General features: G+C 64.6%; 23 protein-coding genes. 7 read left to right on the top strand and 16 right to left on the bottom strand.

The window, feature by feature from the left end:
- Positions 1–289 precede the first annotated feature (289 nt).
- From IVA96_RS16170 to IVA96_RS16160, 3 genes are all read left to right on the top strand, one after another.
- Entirely contained in the window at positions 290–1,489 is a 1,200-nt protein-coding gene (locus tag IVA96_RS16170; protein WP_247281920.1) for an efflux RND transporter periplasmic adaptor subunit, read from the top strand.
- On the top strand, positions 1,486–4,644 hold the full coding sequence (locus tag IVA96_RS16165; protein ID WP_247418220.1) for a multidrug efflux RND transporter permease subunit: 3,159 nt from the start codon (positions 1,486–1,488) through the stop codon (positions 4,642–4,644). The genes IVA96_RS16170 and IVA96_RS16165 overlap by 4 nt, the downstream gene beginning before the upstream one ends.
- A 239-nt stretch (positions 4,645–4,883) precedes the next feature.
- The gene (locus IVA96_RS16160) at positions 4,884–6,074 is read left to right on the top strand and encodes an ABC transporter substrate-binding protein (protein ID WP_247281918.1); all 1,191 of its coding nucleotides are present in this window, start codon (positions 4,884–4,886) and stop codon (positions 6,072–6,074) included.
- A 138-nt stretch (positions 6,075–6,212) separates the two neighbouring features.
- Here the strand turns inward: IVA96_RS16160 and IVA96_RS16155 are convergent, their stop codons facing one another.
- Genes IVA96_RS16155 through IVA96_RS16140 form a run of 4 tightly spaced genes read right to left on the bottom strand, consistent with a single transcriptional unit; the run spans position 6,213 to position 10,811 of the window.
- Complete coding sequence (locus IVA96_RS16155; protein ID WP_247418218.1) at positions 6,213–6,599, bottom strand: MAPEG family protein; 387 nt, start codon at positions 6,597–6,599, stop codon at positions 6,213–6,215.
- Between the two features lie 27 nt (positions 6,600–6,626).
- Complete coding sequence (locus IVA96_RS16150; RefSeq protein WP_247281917.1) at positions 6,627–7,709, bottom strand: lipocalin-like domain-containing protein; 1,083 nt, start codon at positions 7,707–7,709, stop codon at positions 6,627–6,629.
- Positions 7,699–10,161: an FtsX-like permease family protein gene (locus tag IVA96_RS16145; RefSeq protein WP_247418217.1), complete on the bottom strand. Its 2,463-nt coding sequence runs from the start codon at positions 10,159–10,161 to the stop codon at positions 7,699–7,701. The genes IVA96_RS16150 and IVA96_RS16145 overlap by 11 nt, the downstream gene beginning before the upstream one ends.
- Positions 10,158–10,811, bottom strand: a complete 654-nt coding sequence (locus IVA96_RS16140; RefSeq protein ID WP_247281915.1) for an ABC transporter ATP-binding protein — start codon at positions 10,809–10,811, stop codon at positions 10,158–10,160. Before IVA96_RS16140 ends, IVA96_RS16145 begins: the two co-directional genes overlap by 4 nt.
- 149 nt (positions 10,812–10,960) lie before the next feature.
- Between IVA96_RS16140 and IVA96_RS16135 the strand changes: the two genes are divergently transcribed.
- Positions 10,961–12,286, top strand: a complete 1,326-nt coding sequence (locus IVA96_RS16135; protein WP_247418216.1) for an MFS transporter — start codon at positions 10,961–10,963, stop codon at positions 12,284–12,286.
- Between the two features lie 111 nt (positions 12,287–12,397).
- Here the strand turns inward: IVA96_RS16135 and IVA96_RS16130 are convergent, their stop codons facing one another.
- From IVA96_RS16130 to soxX, 10 genes are all read right to left on the bottom strand, one after another.
- Positions 12,398–13,606 carry an MFS transporter gene (locus IVA96_RS16130; RefSeq protein WP_247281913.1) on the bottom strand — a complete coding sequence of 403 codons (1,209 nt, stop codon included), beginning with the start codon at positions 13,604–13,606 and terminating at the stop codon, positions 12,398–12,400.
- Positions 13,607–13,782: 176 nt separating this feature from the next.
- The gene (locus IVA96_RS16125; protein WP_247281912.1) at positions 13,783–13,971 is read right to left on the bottom strand and encodes a hypothetical protein; all 189 of its coding nucleotides are present in this window, start codon (positions 13,969–13,971) and stop codon (positions 13,783–13,785) included.
- A gap of 86 nt (positions 13,972–14,057) precedes the next feature.
- Complete coding sequence (locus IVA96_RS16120; RefSeq protein ID WP_247281911.1) at positions 14,058–15,095, bottom strand: MBL fold metallo-hydrolase; 1,038 nt, start codon at positions 15,093–15,095, stop codon at positions 14,058–14,060.
- Positions 15,096–15,346: 251 nt separating this feature from the next.
- Positions 15,347–15,805, bottom strand: a complete 459-nt coding sequence (locus tag IVA96_RS16115) for a hypothetical protein (RefSeq protein ID WP_247281910.1) — start codon at positions 15,803–15,805, stop codon at positions 15,347–15,349.
- Entirely contained in the window at positions 15,802–17,553 is a 1,752-nt protein-coding gene (gene soxB, locus IVA96_RS16110; protein WP_247418213.1) for a thiosulfohydrolase SoxB, read from the bottom strand. The genes IVA96_RS16115 and soxB overlap by 4 nt, the downstream gene beginning before the upstream one ends.
- A gap of 153 nt (positions 17,554–17,706) precedes the next feature.
- Positions 17,707–18,015 carry a hypothetical protein gene (locus tag IVA96_RS16105; RefSeq protein ID WP_247281908.1) on the bottom strand — a complete coding sequence of 103 codons (309 nt, stop codon included), beginning with the start codon at positions 18,013–18,015 and terminating at the stop codon, positions 17,707–17,709.
- Positions 18,012–18,875 (bottom strand): sulfur oxidation c-type cytochrome SoxA, encoded by an 864-nt coding sequence (soxA, locus tag IVA96_RS16100; protein ID WP_247282052.1) that lies wholly within the window; start codon positions 18,873–18,875, stop codon positions 18,012–18,014. The genes IVA96_RS16105 and soxA overlap by 4 nt, the downstream gene beginning before the upstream one ends.
- Positions 18,875–19,186 carry a thiosulfate oxidation carrier complex protein SoxZ gene (gene soxZ, locus IVA96_RS16095; protein ID WP_247281907.1) on the bottom strand — a complete coding sequence of 104 codons (312 nt, stop codon included), beginning with the start codon at positions 19,184–19,186 and terminating at the stop codon, positions 18,875–18,877. The genes soxA and soxZ overlap by 1 nt, the downstream gene beginning before the upstream one ends.
- 13 nt (positions 19,187–19,199) lie before the next feature.
- Entirely contained in the window at positions 19,200–19,691 is a 492-nt protein-coding gene (gene soxY / locus IVA96_RS16090; RefSeq protein ID WP_247281906.1) for a thiosulfate oxidation carrier protein SoxY, read from the bottom strand.
- Between the two features lie 26 nt (positions 19,692–19,717).
- The gene (gene soxX, locus IVA96_RS16085; RefSeq protein WP_247282051.1) at positions 19,718–20,071 is read right to left on the bottom strand and encodes a sulfur oxidation c-type cytochrome SoxX; all 354 of its coding nucleotides are present in this window, start codon (positions 20,069–20,071) and stop codon (positions 19,718–19,720) included.
- Between the two features lie 259 nt (positions 20,072–20,330).
- Between soxX and IVA96_RS16080 the strand changes: the two genes are divergently transcribed.
- A complete protein-coding gene (locus IVA96_RS16080; protein ID WP_247281905.1) occupies positions 20,331–21,005 on the top strand; it encodes a DUF938 domain-containing protein in 675 nt (224 codons plus the stop codon).
- Between the two features lie 11 nt (positions 21,006–21,016).
- On the opposite strand, the gene IVA96_RS16075 is transcribed toward IVA96_RS16080, so the two are convergent.
- Positions 21,017–23,086 (bottom strand): prolyl oligopeptidase family serine peptidase, encoded by a 2,070-nt coding sequence (locus IVA96_RS16075; protein ID WP_247281904.1) that lies wholly within the window; start codon positions 23,084–23,086, stop codon positions 21,017–21,019.
- A 198-nt stretch (positions 23,087–23,284) separates the two neighbouring features.
- Between IVA96_RS16075 and IVA96_RS16070 the strand changes: the two genes are divergently transcribed.
- Together IVA96_RS16070 and IVA96_RS16065 are read left to right on the top strand one after the other, a co-directional pair.
- Positions 23,285–24,532 carry an MFS transporter gene (locus IVA96_RS16070; protein ID WP_247281903.1) on the top strand — a complete coding sequence of 416 codons (1,248 nt, stop codon included), beginning with the start codon at positions 23,285–23,287 and terminating at the stop codon, positions 24,530–24,532.
- Positions 24,533–24,721: 189 nt separating this feature from the next.
- Positions 24,722–25,954, top strand: coding sequence for an MFS transporter (locus IVA96_RS16065; RefSeq protein ID WP_247418200.1), 1,233 nt, complete (start codon positions 24,722–24,724; stop codon positions 25,952–25,954).
- Here IVA96_RS16065 and IVA96_RS16060 read toward each other — a convergent pair.
- A partial coding sequence (locus tag IVA96_RS16060) for a hypothetical protein (RefSeq protein WP_247418198.1) occupies positions 25,949–26,199 on the bottom strand: 251 nt, incomplete at its 5' end. The genes IVA96_RS16065 and IVA96_RS16060 overlap by 6 nt on opposite strands.

Below are 26,199 nucleotides of genomic sequence, written 5' to 3'. Positions count from 1 at the left end.
TCGTCTTTGTTTTAAGAGCATAATCTAGCCGAGCCGCTGGTGTCCGTCATGCGCGAAGACGCTGGCCGCTTCTCACCGTCCAGGGAAGTGCCGAGCATGGCTTTTCGTCACCCATCTCGCACTGCCCGTGTGCGACCGTCTCCGTCTCTGTCAACCCACCATCCGGTCAGGGCCGCTTCCCCAGCCTTGCGTCCGCCGTCGTCTTGAAGAGTTCATCATCGCGACACATCTTGTGTCGCCCGCGGGTAGACGAGTACCCTGTCCTGCGGCTTTGATGCGAGGACCTGGGATGAGCGGACCGGACGGAAGCGAGCAGTTTGTTAAAAAGCACGATTTCGTTCAGCGCAGCGCAATCGCCGGGCTTCTCGCTGCGGCGTTCGCCCTTTCCGGCTGCGACAAGCCGGCGTCACAGGCCGCTGCCCCGCCGGCGGCGCCGGTGACAGTCGCCCCGCCGGTCAAGCGCACGGTCACCGATTGGGATGAGTTCACCGGCCGCTTCGAGGCGGTCGAGGAGGTACAGGTGCGCCCCCGCGTCGGCGGCTTCGTCAACTCGGTCGAGTTCCAGGACGGCGCCATCGTGCGTCAGGGCGATCTGCTCTACGTGATCGATCCCCGTCCGTTCGAGGCGGTGGCCACGCAGGCGGAGGGGCAGCTGTCGGATGCGCGCGCCAGGGTGGAGCTTGCCAAGCGCGAGCTCGACCGTGGCCTCAATCTGGTGCAGACCAATGCGGTCTCGGAGCAGGTCGTCGATCAGCGTCGCCAAGCCCTGCAGGCCGCGCATGCGGCCGAGATGCAGGCCGAAGGCGCGCTGAAGGCCGCCAAGCTCAACATCGAGTTCACGCATGTGACGGCGCCGCTGACCGGTCGCGTCGGCCGCCATCTCGTCAGTCCCGGCAATCTCGTGCAGGGCAGCGACAACGGCGCTTCGACGCTGCTGACCTCGATCGTCACGCTGGATCCGATCTACATCTATTTCGACATGGATGAGGCGACCTTCATCAAATACAGCAAATTATGGTTCGAGGGGCGGCGCCCAAGCTCGCGCGACACTGCGAACCCGGTGCAGGTGACGCTGGCCGGTGAGACCAAGCCGTCGCATGAGGGCACCGTCAACTTCCTCGACAACCGGCTCGACGTCTCGACCGGTACGCTGCGCAGCCGCGCCGTGGTCAAGAATACCGACCTGTCGATCCTGCCCGGCCAGTTCGGGCGCGTCCGCCTGATTGGCAGTGCGCCCTATGATGCGCTGCTGATTCCGGACGTCGCTGTCGCAACCGACCAGTCCCGCAAGATCGTGTTCGTGGTGAAGCCCGATGACACGGTCGAGGCGCGTCCGGTGGTGCTCGGGCCGCTCGATGACGGCCTGCGCGTGATCCGCGAGGGGCTGAAGGCGGAGGATCGCGTCATCGTCAACGGCATCCAACGCGCCCGGGTCGGCGCCAAGGTCGCCCCGCAGACGGCGCAAGCGCCGGCCGGTGGCAAGTCATGAATCTTGGCCGCCTCTCCATCAACCAGCCCATCCTGGCAATGGTGCTGTCGATCGTGCTGCTGATCGTCGGCGCGATCGCCTACACCACGTTGCCGGTCTCCGAATATCCGCAGGTGGTGCCGCCCACCGTGGTGGTCACCACGCAATATCCCGGCGCGTCCGCGCAAACCGTATCCGACACGGTCGCAGCTCCCATCGAGCAGGAGATCAACGGCGTCGAGGACATGCTGTATCTCTACAGCCAGGCGACCTCGAACGGCCAGCTCACCATCACCGTCACCTTCAAGCTCGGCACCGATCTCGACAAGGCCCAGGTGCTGGTGCAGAACCGCGTCGCCATCGCGCAGCCGCGTCTGCCGGAGGAGGTCCAGCGCAACGGCGTCACCACGCGCAAGAACTCGCCCGACATCCTGATGGTCGTGTTCATGCTGTCGCCGGACGACACGTTCGACCAGCTCTACATCTCCAACTATGCCTTGCTCCAGGTCCGCGACCAGTTGCTGCGTCTCGACGGCGTCGGCGACATCCAGATCTTTGGCGCACGCGACTATTCGATGCGATTGTGGCTCGATCCCGACCGGATCGCCAATCTCGGCCTGACCTCGGCCGAGGTGCTGGCGGCGATCCGCGCCCAGAACGTTCAGATCGCCGGCGGCCAGATCGCCGAGCCGCCGATCGCCGACCGCGCTTTCCAGCCGAACCTCACCTTCACGGGGCGCCTGAAGGATCAGAAGCAGTTCGAGGACATCCTGATCAAGGCCGGCCCCGATGGCCGGATTGTCCGCCTGCGCGACGTCGCCCGCATCGAGCTGGGTGCCTTGTCCTACACCACCAACAGCTTCCTGCTGCGCAAATCCGCGGTCGCCATGCTGGTGACGCAGCGACCCGGATCCAACGCGCTCGCGACGGCGAAAAACATTTCCGACACGATGACGAAGCTCAAGGAGAGCTTTCCGAGAGGTCTCGACTACAATATCGGCTACAACCCGACCGAGTTCATCGCGCAGTCCGTCCACGAGCTGATCAAGACCATCTACGAGGCGATGCTGCTCGTGGTCGTCGTGGTGCTGGTGTTCCTGCAAGGATGGCGGCCCGCGATCATTCCGATCATCGCTATTCCGGTGTCGCTGGTCGGCACTTTCGCGGTGATGGCGGCGCTGGGCTTCTCCATCAATAATCTCACGCTGTTCGGTCTCGTGCTCGCTGTCGGCATCGTGGTCGACGACGCCATCGTCGTGGTCGAGAATGTCGAGCGGCATCTCGAGCACGGCATGAGTCGGCGCGACGCCGCGCTGAAGACGATGGAAGAGGTCGGCGGCGCGCTGGTATCGATCGCGTTGGTGCTTTGCGCAGTGTTCGTCCCGACCGCGTTCCTGGGCGGCATTTCTGGGCAATTTTTCCAGCAATTCGCCGTCACCATCGCGGTCGCGACCGCGATCTCCTGCTTCTGCTCGCTGACGCTATCGCCGGCGCTGGCTTCGCAGATTCTGGTGCCGCACGAGGAGAAGCGGCCGCCGGCCGCCTGGAACGTCATCGCGCGCGGCTGGAATGCTTTCACTGGCGTGTTCAACCGGGTGTTCGACCGGCTGGCGCACGGCTATGCGGGTCTTGCCAATTTCGTGATCCGGCATTCGGTCGTGATGCTTCTGGTGTACGTGGTGCTGATCGGCAGCGCGGGCTGGCTGATCGTGACGACGCCGCAGGGCTTCATTCCCGCGCAGGATCGCGGCTACGTCATCATATCCGTGCAATTGCCGGGCGCAGCGTCGCTGGCGCGCACCACCGAGGTCGTACGTGAGATCGAGCGGATCTCGCTGGATACGCCGGGCATCGTCCGTGTTGCGGCATTCGCCGGCTTCTCCGGCGCCACGCGCACGCAGGCTGGCAACGCGGCGGCGCTCTTTCCGGTTTTCGATGAGCCCGAGGTGCGACTGAAAAAGAGGCTGTCCGCCAACGCCATCACGGCCGAGCTGCGCAAGCGCCTCACCGCAATTCAGGGTGCCTTCATCATCGTGATTCCGCCCCCGGCCGTGCCAGGCATCGGCACCGGCGGCGGCTTCACCATCCGCGTCCAGGATCGCCAGGGCCGCGGGCCCGAAATGCTTGCCGCTGCGACCGACGAGCTGGTCGCCGCCGCGCGCAAGGCACCCACTCTCACCTCGGTATTCTCGCCGTTCACGGCCAACACGCCGCAGCTCTTCGTGGACATCGACCGCACCAAGGCGCAGAAGCTCGGCGTTCCCATTTCCAACATCAACGACACGATCCAGTCCTATTTCGGCTCGACCTATGTCAACGACTTCAACCTGTTCGGCCGCACCTACCACGTCACCGCGCAGGCCGATTTCCCGTACCGCAAGGAGTCGAGCGACCTCGCGCGGCTGCGCACGCGCAACGCCTCCGGCGACATGGTGATGCTCGGCAGCGTCGTCGAGTTCAAGGATGTCTCGGGTCCCGATCGCGTCGCGCGCTATAATCTTTACGCCGCCTCCGAATTGCAGGGCGAGCCGGCGCCGGGCACCAGCTCGACCACCGCGCTCAACACCATCAAGCAGCTCGCCAACGATACCTTGCCGAGCGGCTTCACCTTCGAATGGACGGATTTGTCCTACCAGCAGGTCACCGGTGGCAATGCCGGCCTCTACGTGTTCCCGATCTGCGTGCTGTTCGTCTATCTCGTGCTCGCCGCGCAATATGGCAGCTGGACCTTGCCGTTTGCAGTGATCTTGATCGTGCCGATGTGCCTGCTCGCTGCCACCATCGGTGTGCGCATCATGGGCCAGGACGTCAACATCCTCACCCAGATCGGCTTCGTCGTTCTGGTGGGACTAGCAGCAAAGAACGCGATCCTGATCGTCGAGTTCGCGCGCGACATCGAGAACGAGGGCAAGCCGCGGCTCGAGGCCGTCATCGAGGCCTGCCGGCTGCGCTTGCGGCCGATCCTGATGACGTCCTTCGCCTTCATCCTCGGCGTGCTGCCCCTGGTGATCTCGAGCGGCTCCGGCTCGGAGATGCGGCAGGCCGTCGGCGTCGCCGTGTTCTTCGGCATGATCGGCGTCACCCTGTTTGGGCTTCTGTTCACGCCGATCTTCTATGTGGTGGTGAGGAACTTGGCGGAGGGGCGGCGGGACAAGAAGCCAGGGGTCGCTGCGTAGTCAGTGTCGCCACCGGCGTATCCACATCCGCGCCATCATCCCGGACAAGCCTAAGCACAGATTCGGGACCCACCCCCAGAGACGCGCGCTCGCTCAAGGCGCGCTTGGTCCGGTGACGAAGCGGGGAATATAGCGCCCACCTCCATACTAACGGCCTACGCCGAAATGGATGGGCACGCGCGGGGTTCTTCACTACTATCCGCGCGATTTCACAACAGAAGACTGCTGGGAGTTAACATATGAAATCAACATTTTTGGCCGCAGCGGCCTCGGCCGTATTGCTGGCGTCGCCGGCCGCCGCGCAGGGCGTCAAGATCGGCATCCTCAACGATCAGTCTGGCGTCTATGCCGACTACGGTGGCAAATGGTCGGTCGAAGCCGCGAAGATGGCGATCGAGGACTTTGGCGGCGAGGTGCTCGGCCAGAAGATCGAGCTCATCACGGCCGACCACCAGAACAAGCCGGATCTCGCTAGCTCGATCGCGCGGCGCTGGTATGACGTCGAGAATGTCGACATGATCACGGAGCTGACCACCTCCTCGGTCGCGCTCGCGATCCACGAGCTCTCCAAGGAAAAGAAGAAGATCGACATCGTCGTCGGCGCCGCGACCTCGCGCCTCACCGGCGATGCCTGCCAGCCCTACGGCTTTCACTGGGCCTACGACACCCGTGCGCTCGGCGTCGGCACCGGCGGTGCGCTGACCAAGGCCGGCGGCGACACCTGGTTCTTCCTCACCGCGGACTACGCCTTCGGCTACGCGCTGGAAAAGGACACCAGCGAGATCGTCACCGCCAATGGCGGCAAGGTGGTCGGCTCGGTACGCGTGCCGCTCAATTCATCGGACTTCTCCTCCTTCCTGCTCCAGGCGCAGAGCTCGAAGGCGAAGATCGTCGGCCTCGCCAATGCCGGCCTCGACACCACCAACTCGATCAAGCAGGCGTCCGAGTTCGGCATCGTCGCAAGTGGCCAGAAGCTCGCCGGCCTGCTGATGACGCTCGCTGAAGTGAACGGCCTTGGCTTGCAAGCTGCGCAAGGCCTGGTGCTGACCGAGGGCTATTACTGGGATCTCAACGATCGCACCCGCAATCTCGGCGAACGCTTCCTCAAGCGCACCGGGCGGATGCCGAGCATGATCCACGCTGGCACCTATTCGGCGACGCTGAGCTATCTCAAGGCGGTCAAGGCCGCCGGCACCAAGGATTCGGACGCGGTTGCCAAGAAGCTGAAGGAGCTGCCGGTCGACGACGACTTCGCGCAAGGTGGCAAGGTGCTCGAAAACGGCCGCATGGTCCACGACATGTATCTGTTCGAGGTCAAGAAGCCCTCGGAATCGAAGAAGCCCTGGGACTATTACAAGCTGCTCGCTACCGTCCCCGGCGACAAGGCATTCTTCGCCGCCAAGGAAAGCGGCTGTCCGTTGACGAAGTGACGCGCAGCGTTGTTTCGGGGCGATGCGAAGCATCGAACTATGGTGCGCAATTGCGCACCTGAGAATCTCGAGATTCCGGGTTCGGCGCCAATGCGCCGCCCCGGAATGACGGCGGAATTTGGAGCCGCAGATGGGCCCTCACACCAGCCGCAACGCCACCGCCCCTAACGCTCCCGCCCACAGCGCCATGGCGGCGAGGCTCTGGATCGCGAAACCCAGGCTGCGCTTTGCCGCCGCCTTGGAATAGCCGACGAAATAGGCGATGCGGCCGATGATCCAGACCACGCCGATGCTGGCTGCGATGGCGTCGCTGATATAGATTGCGAACAGCCACAGCGCCGGCAGGAAGATCGGCATCCATTCCAGCGTGTTCATCTGGATGCGAAAGGCGCGCTCGAAATCCGGATGGCCGGACATCGCCGGCACCTTGACGCCGGTCTTGGTGCGCGAGCGAGAGACGTTGACGGCGGTGAAAAAGTAAAATGCGATCGCCAGCAGCGTGACGAGGGCGGTGAGATGATGCATCGTTAGTCCCTTCGACGAGATCGCGCTTCAATAGCCCGTCAGCTCGAGATAGCCAACGCCATCATGCGTGCCGGCAAAGCTGATCGGCCCTTCCCAGTAGGAGAAGCCGGTCCCCATCCAGGCCCCTGGATTGAGCGGCTTGCACAGGATCGAGAACGATTGCGAGGGGATTGCGATCTGCCACTCCACCGGCAGCTTGCGTCCCGCAACATCCGCGGTCGCCTTCGGCATCATCTGGATGTCGCTACCTGCAATCATCCGCGTCTCGCCGGCGGCGCTGATCCAATTGCCGAACGGATAGTTTTGGCCGTCCTTCTGCCGCAGCCGGTACAGCATCAGCTTGTCGCCGGATCCGAGATGCAGCGACAGCCAGTCCCAACCGGTCTGATCGGCATCCAGCGGCTGGCTGCTCCATTCGCGGTCCATCCAGGCCTGGCCCATCACTTCGGCCGGCTTATCGTCGATCGTGATGCTGCCGCGCGCGCGGTAGAACGGCTGGCTGTAATAGTAAGATGCTTGCCCGCGCTCCGACTTGCGGCTGTAGCCGCGGTCGCCCTGCAATACCATCGGACGATCGGCCTCCAGCGTCAGCGCATAGCTGAAGTCGGTGGCGGAGGCTTTGAGCATCAGCGGCGCCAGCGTGCGATAATCGGTGCGCTCAAGCCCCTTCATTTCCCAATCGTCGATCCAGGCATCGAACGGCTTGGCCGTGACGCCGGCCTGCCCCACACCGCCGCGTGAAAACGTCTCGCTAAAGCGGTGGGTGTCGGCGCGCGTCACCGCCGCATGTCCCATCCATACCTGCTGATTGGCCCAGCCCTCGCGTTGCGGGCCCGGCTGCGCCGCCTGGCGGAACAGGGTCCATTGCAGGCCGCAGGCAGCGCCACTGGCATCGACGAGGTTGGCCGTGAGATACCACCACTCGATGCGAAACTCCGGATGCGGCCCGTGATCGCCCGGAAAGGTGAAGACCTTGCCCGCCGTTACCTTGGCAAAGCCGTCCGCGGTTTCGCCGAGCCCGGCATAGCCCTGCGCCCCTGCGCGAGGTGTGAGTGCCAGCGCAGCAAAGCCGCCGATGACCGCGCGTCGTGAGATTTTCTCAGCGCTCATTGGCGAACACCTTGACGAGATTTGCCGGCTGCATCCGCGCCAGCCGTAGCATCGGCAGCAATGCGGCAAGCAGCGAGGCGAGCAGCGCGACCGCGACCAGCTCGACCAATTGCAGCGGAAACACATGGAACGGCAGCCGCCAGCCGAATGCCTTCACATTGACGATCGCGATCAGGCACCACGCCACCAAGAGGCCGAGCGGCACGGCCAAGAGCGATGTGAACAGCGCCACCGATAGCGTCTTGGTCAGCTCGATCGCGGCAAGGCGCGGCCGGGTGAGGCCCATCGCCCACAGCGGCGCAAGCTGCGGCAGGCGGGAGTTGGCCAACGTCAGCAGGCTTGTGAGCAGCGCGATGCCGGCGACGCCAAGCGTAAAGGCATTCAGCGCGGACGTGACCGCAAAGGTGCGGTTGAAGATGCGGATCGATTCCGCCTTCACCGTCGCCTGGTCGGCGACGCTGCGATCGTCGAGCGCAAATTGCTTCTGCAACGCTGAGATCAGGCCGGGGATATCGTTCTTGTCGACGATGAGGCCGATCCGCGTCTGCGGCGTCTGTGGAAATTGCCGGATCAGCGCCGCGACATTGATGGCGAGCTGCCCCTTGGGATTGCCGTAGTCAGCATAGATGCCGACAATGTCGAGCTCCCAGGTCCCGCCCGGCGCCGGCACCTCGACGACGTCGCCGACGCGGACGTTCAGCCGGCGGCTCAACTGCTCGCTGATGAAGGCAGCATTGCCGGGCACGAGCCGGGTCCAGGCGCGCGGCGCGGCTTCCAGCAGCGGCCAGCGTTCGCGATAGAGCGCGTGGTCGGGAAGGCCGAGCAATTCCACCGGCTGGCCCTGAACTTGCGCCTCCGCGCGTCCGCCCGAGAGGATCGCCTGGACATCGCTGCGCTCGCGCAGCCAGTTCCGGATCGCAACGCCTTGCGTGTTGTCGGACGCGCTGATGTAGACGTCGGCCGCCAGCCGTCCATTGAGCCAGCCGATAAAGGTCCGGCTGAACGTCTCCACCATCGTGGACACCCCGACATTGACGGCGAGTGCAAGCAGCAGCGCCATCAGCGCCAGCGACAATCCGGAGAGTTGCTGCCGGCTGTCGGCCCAGAACCACAGCGCCAGCGGCCCTTTCGCCCAACGCTGGCCAACGAGCAGGATGAGTTCGAGAAATGCCGGAAGGATCAGGGCCGCACCGAGCATCAGCGCGGCCAGCACGCCGAAGCCTGCGATCAGCGATTGCCCATAGTAAAGCAGCAGCAGCGCGACCGCGAATACGGCGCAGGCGCCTGCACTTTGCAGGATCAACCAACGGCGCTGCACCTGCTGCCAGGCGCGTGGTTGCGCGGTTGCCAGCACCGGCATCCTGATCGCCTTGATCAGGCTGGTTGCGGCCGCAACTAGCGCGCCGACAACGCTGATGCCGATACCGGCCAGCCACCATTCGGAACGCAGCGTCAGCTGCCCCGGGATCTGCGCGCCATAGAGCCCGCGCAGCGACGCCGCGACGTCGGGCAACAGCGCTGCCGCGATGAAATAACCGCAGACGAGCCCGATCAGCCCGGCGATCAGCGCCAGCACCACCAGCTCCAGCACCAGCATCGTGTTGACCAGCCGCGCCGACGCGCCGCAGGCGCGCAACGTCCGCAGCATCGGCAGACGCTGCTCGAAGGCGAGGCCGACGGCCGAATTGACGATGAAGAGCCCGACGAAGAATGACAACAGGCCGAAGGCGGTGAGATTGAGATGAAAACTGTCGGTGAGGCGTTCCAGCTCCGTCTCGGCATCCGGCTCAACCCGCTGCAGCTGATCGCCGACGACGCTTTGAAGCGACGTGGGCTTACCCTTCGCCTTGCCGATCAGCAACCGCGACAGCTGGTCCGGCTTGTTGAGGAGCCGCTGCGCCACGCCGATATCGACCACCAGCACGCCGGGCACGAGCTGCGGCAGCACGCGCAGCGGCGGCAGTATTGCGCCGCTGCTGATCGCCGGCACCGCACCCTCCTGCTGCTGCAAGTCACTCAGCGTCTCCCGCGCCACCAGCGTCTGGCCCGGCGGCGCGACGAAACTGCTGAGATCCGAGGCGCCAAGGCGCGGCGCATTGCCGACGTCGGTCGGCAGCGTCACCGGCTCGATGCCGAGCAGCCGCACCGAGAGTCCATTGATCTGGACGCGTCCCTCCAGTATCGGGGAGACCGGCCAGCCGGCGCGGCGCAATTTTATGAACAGCTCCTGGGAAAAGGTCGCCGTATCCAGCGCGACCAGCATCGCCGTACGTGCGCCGCCGAATGTCGCCGCGGCGCGGTCATAGGCGCTGCGGGCCTGCTGGTTGATCGCCTGCACGCCACTCCACAGCGCGGTCGCCGCAATCAGCCCGATCAGCAGCGTTGCGAACTGCATCTGGTGACGCCGCCAATGGCTGAGCAGCACGGCGAGGATCCACAGCGCGCGCCTCATGCGATGCGCCCGCCGTGCAAAGTAAGGTGGCGGTCGAGCGTCGCTGCCAGATGCAGGCTGTGCGTCACCATCAGGAAGCCGCAGCCCGTGCGCGCCACGAGATCGCGCGTCAGCGCCAGCACGTCCTCGGCGGTGGCTTCGTCCAGATTGCCCGTCGGCTCGTCCGCCAGCAGCAGCGAAGGCTTCGTCGCCAGCGCCCGGCCGATGGCGACCCGCTGCTGCTGTCCGCCCGACAATTGCTCTGGATAACGCTTGAGGAGAGTGCGAAGTCCGAGCCGTTCGATCAGCTCTTTGGTCCAGGCCGCATCATGCCGGCCGGCGATCCGTGCCTGGAAGGCGAGATTGTCCGCGACCGACAGGCTCGGGATCAGGTTGAACTGCTGAAAAACCAAGCCGACCCGGTCGCGTCGCAAGCTGGCACGTCCCGCATCCGACAGCTTGGTGACCTCGATGTCCGCCAGCCGGATCGAGCCGCTATCAGCCGCATCGAGCCCGGCGATCAGGTGCAGCAGCGTGCTCTTGCCGCTGCCGGATTCTCCCGTCAGCGCGACCCGCTCGCCAGCCGCGAGGTCGAGATCGACGCCGCGCAGCACGTGGACCGGCTCGCCGGCTGAGAAGAAGGTCTTCGAGAGATTTTTGATGTTCAGCACGATTAATGGCGCCGGACGGAATTAGCGGAATTGCTGCCTAGCACACTTGCTGCGGAAATGCCGGGGTTGCGTTGGCATCCAAGCCGTTGTTAGCTCCAAGAAGGTCAAATCAAAAAAGTGCCAAAAAGATACATGGGGAAAATAGAAGCATGAGCGCTCAGGGAACGCCGTCCGCGGCGAGCAAGCCGACAGCGACGCCGAAGGGCGCCTGGACCATCACCTTTCTCCTGTTTCTGTTCATGCTGGTGAACTTTGCCGACAAGATCGTCGTCGGTCTTGCCGGCGTGCCGATCATGGCGGACCTCAAGCTCACGCCGGAGCAATTCGGCCTGCTCGGCTCTTCGTTCTTCTTCCTGTTCTCGATCTCGGCCATCGTGGTCGGCTTCATCGTCAACAAGGTGCCGACGCGCTGGGTGCTGCTGTCGCTCGCGGTGGTTTGGGCGCTGGCGCAGTTTCCCATGGTCGGCACCGTCTCCTTCACCACGCTCCTGATCTGCCGCATCGTGCTGGGCGCCGGCGAAGGCCCGGCCTTCTCGGTCGCGGCGCACGCCATCTATAAATGGTTCCCTGACGAGAAGCGCACGTTGCCGACCGCGATCCTGTCGCAAGGCTCGGCCTTTGGCGTGATCATCGCAGTGCCGGCCTTGAACTGGATCATCGTCAACCATTCCTGGCACTATGCCTTCGGCGCGCTCGGCGTCGTCGGCCTGGTCTGGGTCTGTGCCTGGCTCGCGCTCGGCAAGGAGGGGCCGCTGGAGGATGCGCAGGCCCTCGCCGCCACCGAGACGAAGATTCCCTACATTCAGCTTCTCACCTCGCGCACCTTTCTCGGCTGCGTCGCCGCGACCTTCGGGGCCTATTGGGCGCTGTCGCTCGGGCTGACCTGGTTCACGCCCTTCATCATCAAGGGTCTCGGCTTCTCTCAGAGCCAAGCCGGCTGGATTTCCACTCTGCCCTGGATCTTCGGCGCCACCATCGTGATCCTGACGGGCTGGATCTCGCAAATGATGATGGCCCGCGGCTCGACCACGCGCATCGCTCGCGGCGTGCTCGGCTCGGTGCCGCTGGTCGTCGGCGGCCTGATCCTGGCGACGATGCCGCATGTCCAGGGCGCCGGCCTTCAGCTGGCTTTGCTCGTGGTCGGAACGGGCCTGTGCGGCGCGATCTATGTCGTCTGCCCGCCCATGCTCGGCGAGTTCACGCCGACATCGCAGCGCGGCGCCATCCTCGCGATCTACGGCGCGCTCTATACGCTTTCGGGCATCATCGCACCCGCCGTGATGGGCACCGTGATCCAGCACGCCGGCAGCATGCTCGACGGCTACATGACCGGCTTCACCATCAATGCGGCGATCATGGTCGGCTCCGGCCTGCTCGGCCTGCTGCTGCTCTGGCCGAACACCGAACGCGCCAGGTTGACGGGCGGTGCCGCCCCGCAGGCGGGCGCGCTGAAGAGCGCGGTATCGCCGACGTAAGGGTGGCGGCGCACGCCCAAGCAACACCCTCGTCCCCGGACAAGCGCGCCCCAAGGGCGCGCCGATCCGGGGTCATGACTGCGGGGCGATGTTTGGCGCCGGAACGGACGACTAGCTTTGTGGTCGCCGCTTCTGCTCCGTGAACCCTGACAGCACCACCGTCGCCGCCATGAAGATCACGGAGGCGCCGAACACCCAGTGCGGCGCGCTCTGGTCCATGATCCAGCCGAACAGCAGCGGGCTGACGATGCCGCCGAGATTGAATCCGGTGGAGACGATGCCGAAGGCACGCCCCGCAGCGCCGGGAGCAGCCGCGTTGCGCACCAGCATGTCGCGCGAGGGTGCGATCACGCCGCTGAGGAAGCCTGCGGCCGTCATCGCCGCGGTGAGAGCCCAGCCCGGCAGTGTGGCGAGTGCGATCAGCAGCACGATCGCCGCATTCGCGGCAAAGCAGGCCGCGGCGACCTGGCCGTGGCGCTCGGTTCGGTCGGCGAGCAAGCCGCCTGCGAGCACGCCGATGGCGCTGGCGCCAAGGAATGCCGTCAGCGCGATGTTGGCGGCGGAGTAGGAGGCGCCGTAGCCGCTCATCAGCGCCACCACGCCGAAATTGTTGATGCCGGCAACCGAGAGGCTCAGCAGCATGAACAGCGCGGTCAGCGTGATCAGCGCCGGCGTGATGACGGCCTGTTTTGGCGCGTTCGCGCTGCCGGGTTTTGTCTTGTGCGCGCCGGCGTCGGGAATGTTCATGGTGATCAGCAGCAGCGCCACCGCGACACCGATCGCGCCGGAGGCGATCAGCGCTCCAGTGCCACCGGACAACGTGACGAGCGCAGCGACGATGGCAGGAGCGACGGCGCCGCCGAGAAAGCCGGCAAAAGTGTGGATCGAGAAGGCGCGGCCCATCCGCGCCTCGTCCATGTGCGCGGCCAGGATCGCGTAATCGGCGGGATGGTAGACGCTGTTGGCGAGGCCCAGCAGCACGGCGCACGCGATTAGCGAGGCGTAGCTGAGGTGCAAGCCGAGCAGGATCAGCGCGAAGCCGCCGAGCGCGAGCCCGGCCAGCAGAATTCGTCGCGCGCCAAAATGGTCGACGAGATAGCCGGTCGGCGCCTGCGTCAATCCCGACACCACCGCAAACACGGTGAGTGCGAAGCCGAGCTCGATATAACCCACGCCGAGCTGGCTCTTGAGGAACGGGAACAGCATCGGAAGCACGAGCAGATGGAAATGGCTGACCCAATGCGCGATCGAGATCCCCGTCAGCGTGCGCAGCGCGCTGTCCGCCTTGCCTTGCTGCGGTGCGGCGAGAACGTCGACCATTGCAGTTCCGTCTTGCGTCCCAAAGGAGGCGCAAACTATCGGGCAGAGCGGTTATTTGTCCATGAACGCGGGCGCATGGCAGGTAGCGCGGGCGGCGGCATGAGGTTGCCTCCACTTCGCCGGAACGACTTTGGAGGATGTTGCGCCAGCGTGCGCTCAACCCGCGAGCACCGTCCTCACAACGGCTCGTCGTCCGGCCCGTAGCGGTCGCGCTTCGGGGTGGCGATGTCGCCGTCTTCGTAATCGTCATGGTCGATCTCGCGCGGAGGCTTGGGCTTTTTCGCCTTGTCTTGCGCTTGCTTATCGTCCGCGATCTTGTTGTCCGCGATCTTGGGCGGCTCGCTCGGCTTGCCGATCTTGGCCATGGCGGCTCCCGGATGGTGATGCTGCATCCGTCCTAGCCCGACATATGGGAACTTCCTGATCTATCTCAAGCACGGCACTCGGCCGTTCAGTGCACCACCGGCCCGCCTGCCTTCTTCCAGGCATCCAGACCGCCGGCGATGTGCGCGCTGTTGGAGAGGCCCGCCTCCTTGGCGGCGGCCACCGCCATCGCCGAGCGTTCGCCGAAGGCGCAGAAGAACACGACGCGGCGGCCGGTAGCGGCTGCGACCTCCCGCAGCATGCCGCCGGGCTTCAGGCTCTCCTCCACAGATTGATAGGGCGTGTGCAGCGCGCCTTCGAGCATGCCGTGCTTCATCCGCTCGTTGCTCTCGCGCAGATCGACCAGCAGGATGTCGGGCCGGCCGAGGATGCGGATCGCCTCGGCGGCGCTGAGCGCGCGGCCCTCTTTCTCGAGCTCCTCCTGATGCAGGCCGACATGCATGTTGGCAGGGACCGCCACATCCATCATCTTCGGATTGGGCAGCTTCAGATTGGCCATCAGCTCGATATATTCGTCGACCGAGCGGACCTGGAGCCGCGGATTGTAGCGCTTCTCCTCGCCGATGGTGGAGACGGTATCGCCCTTGTAGTCATGCGCCGGAAACACCATCGTCTCGTCCGGCAGCTTGAGCAGGCGGTTGAAAATCGAATCGTATTGCGCGCGCGATGAGCCGTTCTGGAAATCGGTGCGGCCGGTGCCGCGGATCAGAAGCGTATCGCCGGTGAAGACACGGTCGCCCATCAGATACGAATAGGAATCGTCGGTGTGGCCCGGCGTGTACATCACGTCGAGCGACAGGCCCTCGATCGTCACTTTGTCGCCGTCGGCGACCCGCATCGCCACCACGTCGGCCTTGGTCTGATCGCCCATCACAGTCATGCAATGGGTGCGGTCCCGCAACTCGCCGAGACCGGTGACGTGATCGGCATGCAGATGGGTGTCGATCGCCTTGACCAGCTTGAGGTCGAGCTCGCGCAGCAATTGGCAGTAGCGGTCGACCTTCTCCAACACGGGATCGAGGATCAGCGCCTCGCCGCCTGGGCGGCTCGCAAGCAGATAGCTGTAGGTGCCCGAAACACTGTCGAAGAGCTGGCGGAAGATCATGGCGGGACCTGACGTGTGGTGATTTCTAGGATTCTACTACGGGACGGGCCCCAGAGAGAAGCAAATCACTGTGTAGAGAATGAATTTTAGAAGATCTTTATTGCGCGGGTGGCCGTCCCCACCCACCCCTGTCATCGCCCGCGCAGGCGGCGATCCAGTATTCCAGAGGCGCTGAACGGGATGAGGGGGCCGCCTTCGCGGGGAATGACACCGATTGTGTTGCGCGGACGTGCGACAAGCTCGGACAGCTCCTACGGCCGCACCACCGTGTAGCCGTTCTCCGCCAGGAACAGGATCTGCCCGACGCCCACCTGCACCGGCGTCGCCGCGGGAATGAACTCCGGCCGCTTGCCCGTCTCGCGCTCGATCGTGTCCACCGTATTGAGGCAGATGTCGAAGCGCACGCCCTGTGCGATCAGGCTCTCGACCTGCTTGCGACGCTCGCTGCCGGACAGCAGCAGATCGATACCGGGACCGAACGCCACCACTTCGACCGCGATCTTGTCAGGGTCGTAAGCCTTCAGCAGGTTGTTGGTGACGCTGAGCACCAGTGCCTGTTTCTTCGCATCGCCGTCGGAGAGCTGAAGCACGACCTTGTGCTCGGCGAACGGCTTGTCCTGCAGCGGCACCTGCTGCGCCAAAGCCGGCGGGATCGCTGCCCAGACGAGCAATGCCAGCAGCATCGCGGATGAGATTTGCGACCGCATCATCCTTGTCCTGCAATGCCTGGATTGCCCTCGACCCCTTTCAGCGTGACGCCGGAGCCGAGCCGCTCCTGAAACATCCGGCCCGAGCGCAGATATTTGCCAACGACGTCCCACACCGGCGCGCCTTGCTGGCGGTTGACCGAGGCCCAGCCTGCGACCTTGTAGCGGTGGCTGGCGCCGAGCGCCTTGCCGCCGTTGAGCTTCAGCTCGGAGATGCGGCCGCCGATCGCAGCCTCCGGCGTGCAGGTGTAGCTGAACCCGCCGGCGCGCACCATGTCGCCACCCTGCTGGTAATAGGGATCTGCGTTGAAGAGGTTGTCGCAGATGTCCTCCAGCACGTCCTTGATCTGTGCGCCGGTCATCTCCTGCACATAGGTCTCGGGATAGGTGATCGCGGTTTCCGCGAGCAGATCCTCCATGGTCAGCGCCTGGCCCGACAGCGCCGTGACGCCCCAGCGGAAGCCCGGCGACAGCGCGATCTCGGCATCGAGCTCGCTGCGCAGCGCCGTGCAGATCAACTCGTCGACGGGACCGGAAAAATTGCCCCGGCGGTAGAGCAGGCGATCGGGCGTTGTGATCTTCTCCGACCAGTCGCTCACATGCGGCGCGCGCAGCCGGCCGATCAGCTCGGCCATCCCCGGATCCGGCTTCAGCAGCTCGGAAAAAACCGGCAGCAGATGATAACGAATGTCGCTGACCTTGCCCTTGCCGATTGCGAGATCGAGCACGGCCAGGAATTTTCCGTTGGAGCCGGCATTGGTGACGAGCGTGGTTCCTCCAGCGTTCTTCACGGCAATCGGCTGCGGCACGGCGTCGTGGGTATGGCCGCCGAGGATGACGTCGATGCCGGTGACGCGGCTCGCGAGCTTGAGATCGACGTCCATACCGTTGTGCGACAGCAGGATGACGGCATCGACCTTCTCGGTGGCGCGCAGAGCATCGACATGCTTCTGCAACTCCTCTTCGCGGATGCCAAAGGTCCAGTCCGGCGTGAACCGCTTGGGATGCGCGATCGGCACGTAAGGGAACGCCTGGCCCACAATTGCGACACGATGGCCGCCGAGCTCCTTGATGACAGACGGTTTGAACACGCGCCCGCTGGCCTTGTCGAAGGCGGGGGCGTCGTTGAAGGCGGCCTCTTCGGTCAGGAAGACGTTCTGTGCCAGAAACTCGCCCTTGAAGCGCTCGAGATTGTCGCGCAGCACCTGCTCGCCATAGGTGAATTCCCAATGTCCGGTCATCGCCTCGATGTCGAGCAGATTCGCGACCTCGACCATGTCGCGGCCCTGCATGACGTTGGCAAGCCCGGTGCCCTGCCAGAGGTCGCCGCCATCGACGAGCAGCGAATGTTTTGCGCCGACGTCGCCGCGCAAGCGGTCGATCAGCGTCTTCAGATGGGCAAAGCCGCCGAGCTTGCCGAAGCGGCCCGCAGATTTCTCGAATTCGAAGCAGGTGAAGGCATAGGCATCCGCGCTGTCGGACCGGATGCCGAACCGCTCCAGGAAGGCGCGGCCAACCAGGTGCGGCGGTCGTCCCGCCATCTCGCCGATGCCGATATTGACGCTGGGCTCGCGGAAATAGACCGGATTGAGCTGCGCATGCGTGTCGGTGATGTGCAGGATGCGCGCATTGCCGAAACGCTCGATGTCATAGATGCTCGCGGTGTCGGCACCGCGCGCGAGCCGCGGCAGTCCGAGCGATGCGGCGGCTAGGCCCGCGCTCTTCAGGAAATCGCGGCGGCGGACGCCCATCTTAACTTCTCCGCGCCCTCAACGCTGTCGACTGTTCTACAAGCATATCCGGATCCGAAGGGCCGCGTCAGCGCAAGGTTTGGTGCGGCTTTCCGACAAGATCATGCTCAAAGAATGATCTGGAGCACGATGTTCTCGCGCGCCAAGCCCAGTCTAGCGGATTTCCATCGCCTTCCAGGCCTCTTTTTCGGAATTAGCCTGGAAGATCGACGCCTTCGCCAGCGCCTCGGCCTCTTTCGCTGCGGCAAATGCGCGGTCGAAATCGCCGCCATCGGCCGCCTTCTTCGCCGCCGTCAGCGTCGAGACGGTCGTGGTCCATTGGTGACGCAGGCTGGCCGCCTCCTTGGCTGCGGCTTCGGCGGCGGCATAGGCCGCCTTGTAGTCCGCTTCCGTTGCCGCGCGCGCCGACGGTAGCGCGATGGTCAACGCAACCAATGTGGCCAGGAGACATGCCCGCTTCATGGCCGCGCTCCCGGTCCCGAGATCGGCAGGCCGTTGGCGACGTAGGAGAGGAAATATTCGACGTCGCGATATTCGTCCGATTGCGGCTCCAGCGGAACCGCGCGGGTCTGGCTGTTGCAGGTGACGAAGCGGCGGCTGGTCGTGCCCATGCCGCTCCATTCGGAGCGGTAGATCGGCATCGCATTCAAAATGCCGAGCGCCGGCGCCAGAGTCTCGGCGCGGATGCGCTCGCCCGGGCTCTGCACGTGGCAGCTCGCGCAGGAGAAGTTCATCTGGCCGCGGCGGGTGTAGAAATACCGCTTCCCGTTCTCGAACGCTTCGAGCGCACGGGGATCATCGGGAATCTTGATGTCCATCGGCTTGCCGCGCGAGGTGTAGGCCATGTAGGCGGTGAGCGAGGCCATCTCGTCTTTGACGTAGGAATAGGGCGCCTCGCCATTGGCCTCGCGGCAGCGGTTCAGCGCGAGCTCCAGCGTGATGACCTTGCCTTCCTTGGTGTCGAAGTAAGGATAGTTCTGGCGGATGCCGATGCCGCCGTTCGGGAAGCAGTCGGCGTAAGTCTTGCCGTTCTTGAACGGGGTCGCAAACATTTCCTTGCCGGCGTCGAGCGCGAACTCGTAAGGCGGGAATTCTTCCTTCTCCTGCCACTGCCGCTTCATGTCCTCGTTCATGGAATAAGGACCGTTGACGAAATCCTCGCGCTTCACGTTCGGAAATTTCTGGAAGAAGAAATTCTGGAACGCCTTCGCATCAGCAACGGGATCGACCTTGTCGGCCGCGACGACGCGCGGCGAGGTGAGGGCGCACGCAACGAGTGCGGCGCCTACCGAGCCAAGCAGGAGGGAGAAGCGGGTCTTCATCACGCGATCTTCGCGGTGGTCGTATCCGACGCACCCTTGTTGTCGGTCCAGGAGATCTTGAGCTCGTCGCCCTTCTTGGCGCCCTTGAAGCTGAATTTGACGTAGGGGTCCTTGGAGACCGCCGTGCCCCAATTGGCGACAAAGACGTCCTTGCCGTTACATTCGAACTTCAGCTCCTGGATGAAGTGGGCCGGGATCAGCTCGCCCTTGGAATCCTTGACCAGGCCGGTGTCCATGGGGTGCTGAATCAGCGTCTGCACCTCGGTGATGTCGCCATTGGATGTTGCGCGCACGCGAATGCTTGATGCCATCGGACCGATCCTCCTAGCCGCCGCAGCCGCCGACGGTGACCTTCACTTCCTTGGTCGCGCTGTAGAGCTTGCCGTCAGCCTCGACGATGGCGACCAATTTGGTGGTCTTGGCCATCTTCAGCCGGTTGGCAACGCCCGGAATCGTGCCGTCGGCGATCCTGTAGGACGCGGCGAGAGCGTACGGGTTCTCCGCCACGAAGAACGAGATCGAGGTCACCTTGTCGAGCGTCGTCGTCACTGAGACCGGCACCACGCCGCCATTCTCGGCGATCTCCGGCGCGTCCAGCTTGACCTTGTCGGAGGGCTCGGCGGTCCTGCCATAGAGCGCCTTGATCGCGTCGGCCTCGCTCTTCTGCTTGAAGGCCTCTTCCGGATATTTATCGTTCGCCGCGGCGCTCGCTGGGCGGGCCGCGAACGGCAGGTTGCCGAGCCCGATCAGCGCGACCGAGGCAGCGCCCAGAAGGATCAGGCGCCGCGTCGGATGAGGGCCTGTGGTCGTGGTCATCGGAGGTCTCCTGGCCTACCGGCCGTTTACAGCGTTTGCAGGAAGTCAACGATCGCGTTGATCTCCTGTTCGGTCAAAATCCGGTTCCGGCCGAACGGCGGCATCATGGTCTGCGGATTGCGTTTGGTCTCGTCGAAGATGATCGCGGCCAGCTCGTTGCGGTCAGGGTATCTGGCCTTGATGTCCTTCAGTTCCGGCCCAATCGTCCCCGGCAGGTCGCCCCCCTGGATAACGTGGCAGGTCAGGCAATTGCCCTTGCTGCGGTCGAAGGCGAGCTTCCGGCCCTCGTTTGCCGCGGATTGGGCCTGCGCCGGGCTGGCGAGGCCGGCAGCGACGGCCAGCAGGAGGAACAGGACAGGCGTCCGGGACAAAGCAGGCAAGGCGTCATTCCGAGGCGTTATGGCGATGGTCGCGATCGCTGAAATAAAGGCGTTCCAGAGCATAAAGGACATCGCCTGACAATCGAGACTATGCACGGAGCAAAATGGAGTTAATATCTTCCGCATTGCAATTAAAGACATTATTGGTTCGGCCGATCTGGCCAACAATAAGGACAATGGGCGCGGGCCGGCTGTTTCGAGGGCGTTTTCGCGCCCATCCTGTTTTCATCGCGTTCTCGTGTTTTCAAGGGGACCTCACTTGGCTGAATATGTCGTCGAATTTGGCGGGGATGGCGGACGGGTCGCGCCCGATGGGCGGCTCGATGCGCCGGCCTTCCATCGCAACCACGAGCCGATCTGGGCGGCGCTGGAAAAGCATCTCGCCGGCACAACCGGTGACGTGGTCGAGCTCGGCAGCGGAACCGGGCAGCACGTGGTCCATTTCGCCCGTCATACGCCCGGCCTGATCTGGTGGCCGAGCGACCTCAACCAGCGCCATCTCAAGAGCATCGAGGCCTGGCGCGTTCATTCAGGCCTGCAAAACGTCCGCCCGCCCTTACGGATCGATCTCACCGACCCCGACTGGTGTCCGGAGATGAAAAGCGGGCAGGGGCCGACCAACCTTGCCGCATTGTTCTGCGCCAATGTCATTCACATCGCGCCATGGAGCGTGGCCGAAGGCCTGTTCGCCGGCGCCGGGCGCTATTTGCGCGCCGACGGCAAGCTGTTCCTCTACGGCCCGTTCAAGCGCGGCGGCAAGCACACCGCGCTCAGCAACGCCGTCTTCGACACGTCCTTGCGCGAGGGCAATCCCGAATGGGGCGTGCGCGACATCGGCGATGTCGAGGCGCTGGCGCAGGGCGTTCGCCTCCGGCTGATCGATACGATCGAAATGCCAGCGAACAATCTCACGCTGGTGTTTTCGCGGGACTGAGCGCGAGGCCGTCAGGCCTCGCCGTCCCGCCACCCGATCTTCTCCTTCAAGAACCGATAGCCCAGCACCTCGAAGCCGGCGCGCTCCTTGTTGTCCTTGCCGTAGCCGTGGCCGCCGGCTGCCGGTTCGTAGAACCAGGCCTCGTAGCCCATCGCCTGGAGCTTGGCAGCCATCTTGCGCGCGTGGCCGGGATGCACCCGGTCGTCGCGCCGTGTGGTGGCGATCAGGATCGGCGGATAGGGCTGAGCGGCCTTGACGTTGTGATAGGCCGAGTAGGTCTTCAGCCAGTCCCATTCCTCCGGCTTGTCCGGGTCGCCATATTCCGCGATCCAGCTCGCGCCCGCAAGCAGCTTGGTGTAGCGGCGCATGTCGATCAGGGGGATGGTGCAGAACAGCGCGCCGAAGCGCTCAGGGTATCGCACCAGCATGTTGGTGATGAGGATGCCGCCGTTCGATCCACCCTGTGCGGCGATGCGCTTTGACGTCGTCACGCCGCGGCGGACGAGATCGGCGGCGACGGCCGCGAAATCGTCATGCGACAGCCTCTTGCCGGCGAGCCGCCCGGCATCGTGCCAGCGCGTGCCGAACTCGCCGCCGCCGCGCAAATTCGCCTGCACAATCGTGCCGCCGCGCTCCAGCCACAGCTTGCCGAGCGCGGCATTGTAATACGGCTTCACCGAATGGGCGAAGCCGCCATAGGCGCTCATATAGACCGGTGCATCGCCGGTCTCGCCGGCAGGGCCGGTCTGGACATAGGGAATTCGCTCGCCGTCGATCGAAATGGCCTCGTGCTGCGTCACCACGAGACCATCGGCGGTGAACGTTTTCGGCGCCTGCTTGAGCACGGTCGGGCTGGCGACGCCGCGTTCGATCAACAGCAGCGACGGCGGCGTGAGTGGATCCTGCACATTGGCGAGCAGATCGCCGTTGCTTTCGGACGGATGGCGATCGAGCGGCCAGATGTCGACGACGCCGATCTGCGGCAGACCGCCAAGCATCTCGCGGCTCCAGCCCGCAGCGGATGGCGTGCAGATCTCGAAGCACGGGCGCAGCTCGTCGAGAATCGACAGCATGAGCTTGCCCGCGGCCCAGAACAGACCTTGCAACGCGCGCCGCGGCGCTGGCTCGAACAGCACCGAGAAATTGCGGCTACCGGCGAGGAACGCCGACAGCGACATGCCGAGCACCGTGTCAGCGGTATAGGTTCGGCCTTCGATGGACCAGTCCTTGCGCAGCTTGATCGCGAACCAGTCGCCATGCGCCTGCAACCAGATGCCGGTCGGCAGGTCGAACTTCGTCATCGCGCCGGCCGCATCGCGCAGCCAGATGGCGTGATTGAAGAAGTCGATCTGGTCGACGATCCAGGCGCGCGGCGCCGCGCCGGTGTCGTCGGCCATGCCGTAGATCACCATGTGATCGGCGGTGGTCTCGATAATGATCTCTGCCTGATCGACAGGCTGGCTGCGCCGCCACAGCCGAACGGTGCGCGCATATCCCGAGCTCGTGGCCATGCCCTCGCCATGCGCGCTCGACAGCAGCAGTGTGTCGGCATCGAGCCAATCCACGCCGCCCTTCGCTTCCGGCAGCGTGAACCCGCCGGCCACGAAGCTCTTGGTGTCGAGGTCGAACTCCCGCAACGTGACGGCATCGCTGCCGCCACGCGACAGGCTCAGAATCGCCCGCGAGCTTCCGGGCATCGTGGCGATCTGGCTCAGCAGCCAGTCCTCGCCTTCGCTTGCGGCGAGCTGGTCGATGTCGAGCATGGTCTCCCACGCTGGGTTGGCTTTGCGAAACTCCGCCAGCGTCGTCCGCCGCCACAGGCCCCGCGGATTGGTGGCGTCTTTCCAGAGATTGTGCAGATCGCTGCCGCGCCGGCTGACATAGGGAATGTTGTCGGGCCGGTCGTAGATCGCGGCGAGCGTGTCGCGGTCGCGCACGAATGCTGGGCCACCGAACGCGGCGAGCGTCAGTTGATTCTGCCGTTCGACGAAATCGAGTGCCTGCTTGCCTTCGATCTCTTCCAGCCAGAGCCACGGATCATCGTCGGGAGCGCTGAGCGTAGGCCTGTCGTCGACGGTCATGAGCGAAACTCCAGGAAGATCGCGGCGAATAGGATTCAATCGAGCGCAAGGCGTCAAGGGCGCCGCTCGCTATCATCCGTCCGATTGCGCCAGAGGCATGGCCCGCGCCCGTTTGCGCCGGTTGCCCGCCCTCTCGCGCCCCTCCATAGTGCCGGGATCAATGAGAGCTTCTTGAGCGCCCTTGGGGCGGAAATGCCGATGTTAGACGTGATCTCTACCGCCGAAATCGCCGACGACGCGCGCGTGCGTGCCAATGTGGTGCGCCTTGCCGCCGCGCAGGCGCTGACCGGCGCCAACTCGGCGGTGATCTTCGCCACCGGCTCGATCGTCGGCGCGACGCTCGCGCCGGACATGTCGCTCGCGACCGTGCCGCTGTCGATGTACGTGCTGGGGCTCGCCGCCGGCACCTTGCCGACCGGCGCGATCTCGCGCCGCTTCGGCCGCCGCGCCGCCTTCGTCATCGGCACCGGCCTCGGCACGCTCACTGGCCTCACCGGCTCGTTTGCGATCCTGCACGCCTCCTTCGCGCTGTTCTGCGTCGCGACTTTCCTCGGCGGCCTCTACGGCGCGGTCGCGCAATCCTACCGCTTCGCCGCCGCCGATGGCGCCAGCGCGGCCTATCGTCCCAAGGCGGTGTCCTGGGTGATGGCGGGCGGCGTCTTCGCCGGCGTGCTCGGTCCGCAGCTCGTGCAATGGACCATGGACCTCTGGCCGCCTTACCTGTTCGCCTTCAGCTTCCTGGTGCAGGCGGCGGTGGCGCTGGCCGCGATGGGCATCCTCGCCGGCGTCGACATGCCAAGGCCCGCGCCGGCCGATCTGCATGGCGGCCGGCCGCTCCTCAGCATCGTGGTCCAGCCGCGCTTCATCGCGGCCGCTTTGTGCGGCGTCATCTCCTATCCCATGATGAACCTGGTGATGACCTCGGCGCCGCTCGCCATGAAGATGTGCGGCCTCAGCGTTTCCGATTCCAATTTCGGCATTCAATGGCACATCGTCGCCATGTACGGGCCAAGCTTCTTCACGGGTGCGCTGATCGCGCGCTTCGGTGCCCCGAAGATCGTTGCGGCCGGCCTGCTGCTGGAGGCCGGCTCCGCCGGCATCGGCCTTTCCGGAATCAGCGCAATGCATTTCTGGGCGACGCTGATCGTGCTCGGGGTCGGCTGGAATTTCTCCTTCATCGGCGCCTCCGCGCTGGTGCTGGAGACGCACCGTCCGCAGGAGCGCAACAAAGTGCAGGCCTTCAACGATTTCCTGGTGTTCGGCATGATGGCGATCGGCTCGTTCTCCTCCGGCCAGCTGCTTGCCAACTACGGCTGGTCCGCGGTGAACATGGTGGTGTTCCCGCCGGTGGTTCTGGGTCTCGCCGTGCTCTCCCTGGTATCCTGGGCCCGCCGCCGCAAGGCGCGGCTGGACGCTGCGATGGGCGAGCTCCCGGATGCGATTTGACGCATGATCCGGAACCTGCGCAGCGGCTTTCCGGACCATGGTCAATAGGTTGGCAGGAGGCTGTCAGCAGCGTTGATGCTTCGATCGCGGTCGAAGTGATTTTCGGAGCTGGTGTCGTTACATGATGCTCGTCATGAAGAGACGGGCGTGAAGCAAGGCGCTCGCGGGGGAAACAAAGGACAAGCGCAAATGCTCGACAATCCCCGGCCCGCTGCTCCAATCAACGAATCCTCTCTCCGCTACGAAGGCTGGCGCATCGTCGCGGTCTGTTTCCTGCTCGCGACCTTCGGCTGGGGGCTCGGCTTCTACGGCCAGAGCGTCTATGTCGCCGAGCTCCAGCGCGCGCATGGCTGGTCGGCGTCGCTGATCTCGTCGGGCACGACCTTCTTCTATCTGTTCGGTGCGCTGCTGGTCGTCTTCGTTGGCGAGGCCATCCAAAAGCATGGCGCGCGCCTCTGCCTGATCGCCGGCACGCTGGCGATGGCGGCGGCGGCAGTGGCGATCGGCGCGGTGCGCGAGCCGTGGCAGCTCTATCTCGCCAACGCCGTGCTCGCCTTCGGCTGGGCCGGAACCAGTCTCGCCATGATCACCAACACGATCAGCCTGTGGTTCGACCACAAGCGCGGTATGGCGATCAGTCTCGCGCTGAACGGCGCCAGTTTCGGCGGCATCGTCGGCGTGCCGCTACTGGTGGCGCTGATCGGTCATGTCGGCTTTGCCAGCGCGATGTACGCCGCGGCCGGCGCCATGCTGGTGCTGCTCCTGCCGGTGATCCTCATTCTCGTCGGCCGGCCGCCCGATCACGGCTGGCATGCGACTGCGAAGCCGAAGCCGCAATCGTCGGCGCAGATCCGCGCGCAGGCCTTGCGTGACGTCGGCTTCCTCACCCTGACGATTGCGTTTGCATTGGTGCTGTTCGCCCAGGTCGGCTTCATCGTGCATCTGATCTCGTTCCTCGATCCCGTGATCGGCCGCGAGCGCGCCGCCGTCGCGGTCGCGGTGCTGACGGCGATGGCGGTGATCGGCCGTGTGCTGTTCTCTCTGGTGATCGACCGCCTCGACCAGCGACCGGCATCGGCGCTCTCGTTCCTGAGCCAGGCGGCGGCGCTCCTCGTCATCATCAATTTTCACAATGATTACGTGCTGATCGCGGCCTGCGCGGTGTTCGGCTTCTCGGTCGGCAACCTCATCACGCTGCCGTCGCTGATCGTGCAGCAGGAGTTCGAGTCCGCCTCGTTCGGCGTGCTGATCAGCCTCAACACTGCGATCAACCAGGTCACCTACGCGTTCGGCCCCGGCGTCGTCGGCTTCCTCCGCGATCTCTCCGGCGGCTACTCGCTGCCGTTCTATCTCTGCATCGCGCTGGAAGTGATCGCCGCCGCGCTGATCATGGTGCGCGGAAGGCGCGCGAACAAGTCATAGAGACGCGACGGCGTTTCCAAAAAATTCCGTCATTGCGAGGAGCACTTGCGACGAAGCAATCCAGACTGTTTCCGCAGAGACAGCCTGGATTGCTTCGCGGAGCCTGTCATCGGGCCGCGCTGCGCGCGGACCCGTAGGCTCGCAATTGTGCATGTTCACTAATTCGCTGATTGGATCGCTCCAGCGGAGGACGATCCGATGCGCGACAACAGCTATGACCGGACGATTGAGCGCAACTATCTGCA

The sequence above is a fragment of the Bradyrhizobium sp. 159 genome (assembly GCF_023073795.1).
Lineage (GTDB): Bacteria > Pseudomonadota > Alphaproteobacteria > Rhizobiales > Xanthobacteraceae > Bradyrhizobium.
This window is presented reverse-complemented; position numbering and strand designations above follow the sequence as displayed.

Bases quoted from the DNA above. Each gene is read 5' to 3' on its own strand.
- IVA96_RS16150 (WP_247281917.1), bottom strand. From the start codon at position 7,709: ATGAGCGCTGAGAAAATCTCACGACGCGCGGTCATCGGCGGCTTTGCT.
- soxA (WP_247282052.1), bottom strand. From the start codon at position 18,875: ATGAAGACCCGCTTCTCCCTCCTGCTTGGCTCGGTAGGCGCCGCACTC.
- IVA96_RS16170 (WP_247281920.1), top strand. From the start codon at position 290: ATGAGCGGACCGGACGGAAGCGAGCAGTTTGTTAAAAAGCACGATTTC.
- IVA96_RS16070 (WP_247281903.1), top strand. From the start codon at position 23,285: ATGTTAGACGTGATCTCTACCGCCGAAATCGCCGACGACGCGCGCGTG.
- IVA96_RS16120 (WP_247281911.1), bottom strand. From the start codon at position 15,095: ATGATCTTCCGCCAGCTCTTCGACAGTGTTTCGGGCACCTACAGCTAT.
- soxZ (WP_247281907.1), bottom strand. From the start codon at position 19,186: ATGGCATCAAGCATTCGCGTGCGCGCAACATCCAATGGCGACATCACC.
- IVA96_RS16160 (WP_247281918.1), top strand. From the start codon at position 4,884: ATGAAATCAACATTTTTGGCCGCAGCGGCCTCGGCCGTATTGCTGGCG.
- IVA96_RS16125 (WP_247281912.1), bottom strand. From the start codon at position 13,971: ATGGCCAAGATCGGCAAGCCGAGCGAGCCGCCCAAGATCGCGGACAAC.
- IVA96_RS16075 (WP_247281904.1), bottom strand. From the start codon at position 23,086: ATGACCGTCGACGACAGGCCTACGCTCAGCGCTCCCGACGATGATCCG.
- soxB (WP_247418213.1), bottom strand. From the start codon at position 17,553: ATGGGCGTCCGCCGCCGCGATTTCCTGAAGAGCGCGGGCCTAGCCGCC.
- IVA96_RS16145 (WP_247418217.1), bottom strand. From the start codon at position 10,161: ATGAGGCGCGCGCTGTGGATCCTCGCCGTGCTGCTCAGCCATTGGCGG.
- IVA96_RS16065 (WP_247418200.1), top strand. From the start codon at position 24,722: ATGCTCGACAATCCCCGGCCCGCTGCTCCAATCAACGAATCCTCTCTC.
- IVA96_RS16105 (WP_247281908.1), bottom strand. From the start codon at position 18,015: ATGAAGCGGGCATGTCTCCTGGCCACATTGGTTGCGTTGACCATCGCG.
- soxY (WP_247281906.1), bottom strand. From the start codon at position 19,691: ATGACCACGACCACAGGCCCTCATCCGACGCGGCGCCTGATCCTTCTG.
- IVA96_RS16165 (WP_247418220.1), top strand. From the start codon at position 1,486: ATGAATCTTGGCCGCCTCTCCATCAACCAGCCCATCCTGGCAATGGTG.
- IVA96_RS16155 (WP_247418218.1), bottom strand. From the start codon at position 6,599: ATGCATCATCTCACCGCCCTCGTCACGCTGCTGGCGATCGCATTTTAC.
- IVA96_RS16115 (WP_247281910.1), bottom strand. From the start codon at position 15,805: ATGATGCGGTCGCAAATCTCATCCGCGATGCTGCTGGCATTGCTCGTC.
- IVA96_RS16130 (WP_247281913.1), bottom strand. From the start codon at position 13,606: ATGGTCGACGTTCTCGCCGCACCGCAGCAAGGCAAGGCGGACAGCGCG.
- IVA96_RS16135 (WP_247418216.1), top strand. From the start codon at position 10,961: ATGAGCGCTCAGGGAACGCCGTCCGCGGCGAGCAAGCCGACAGCGACG.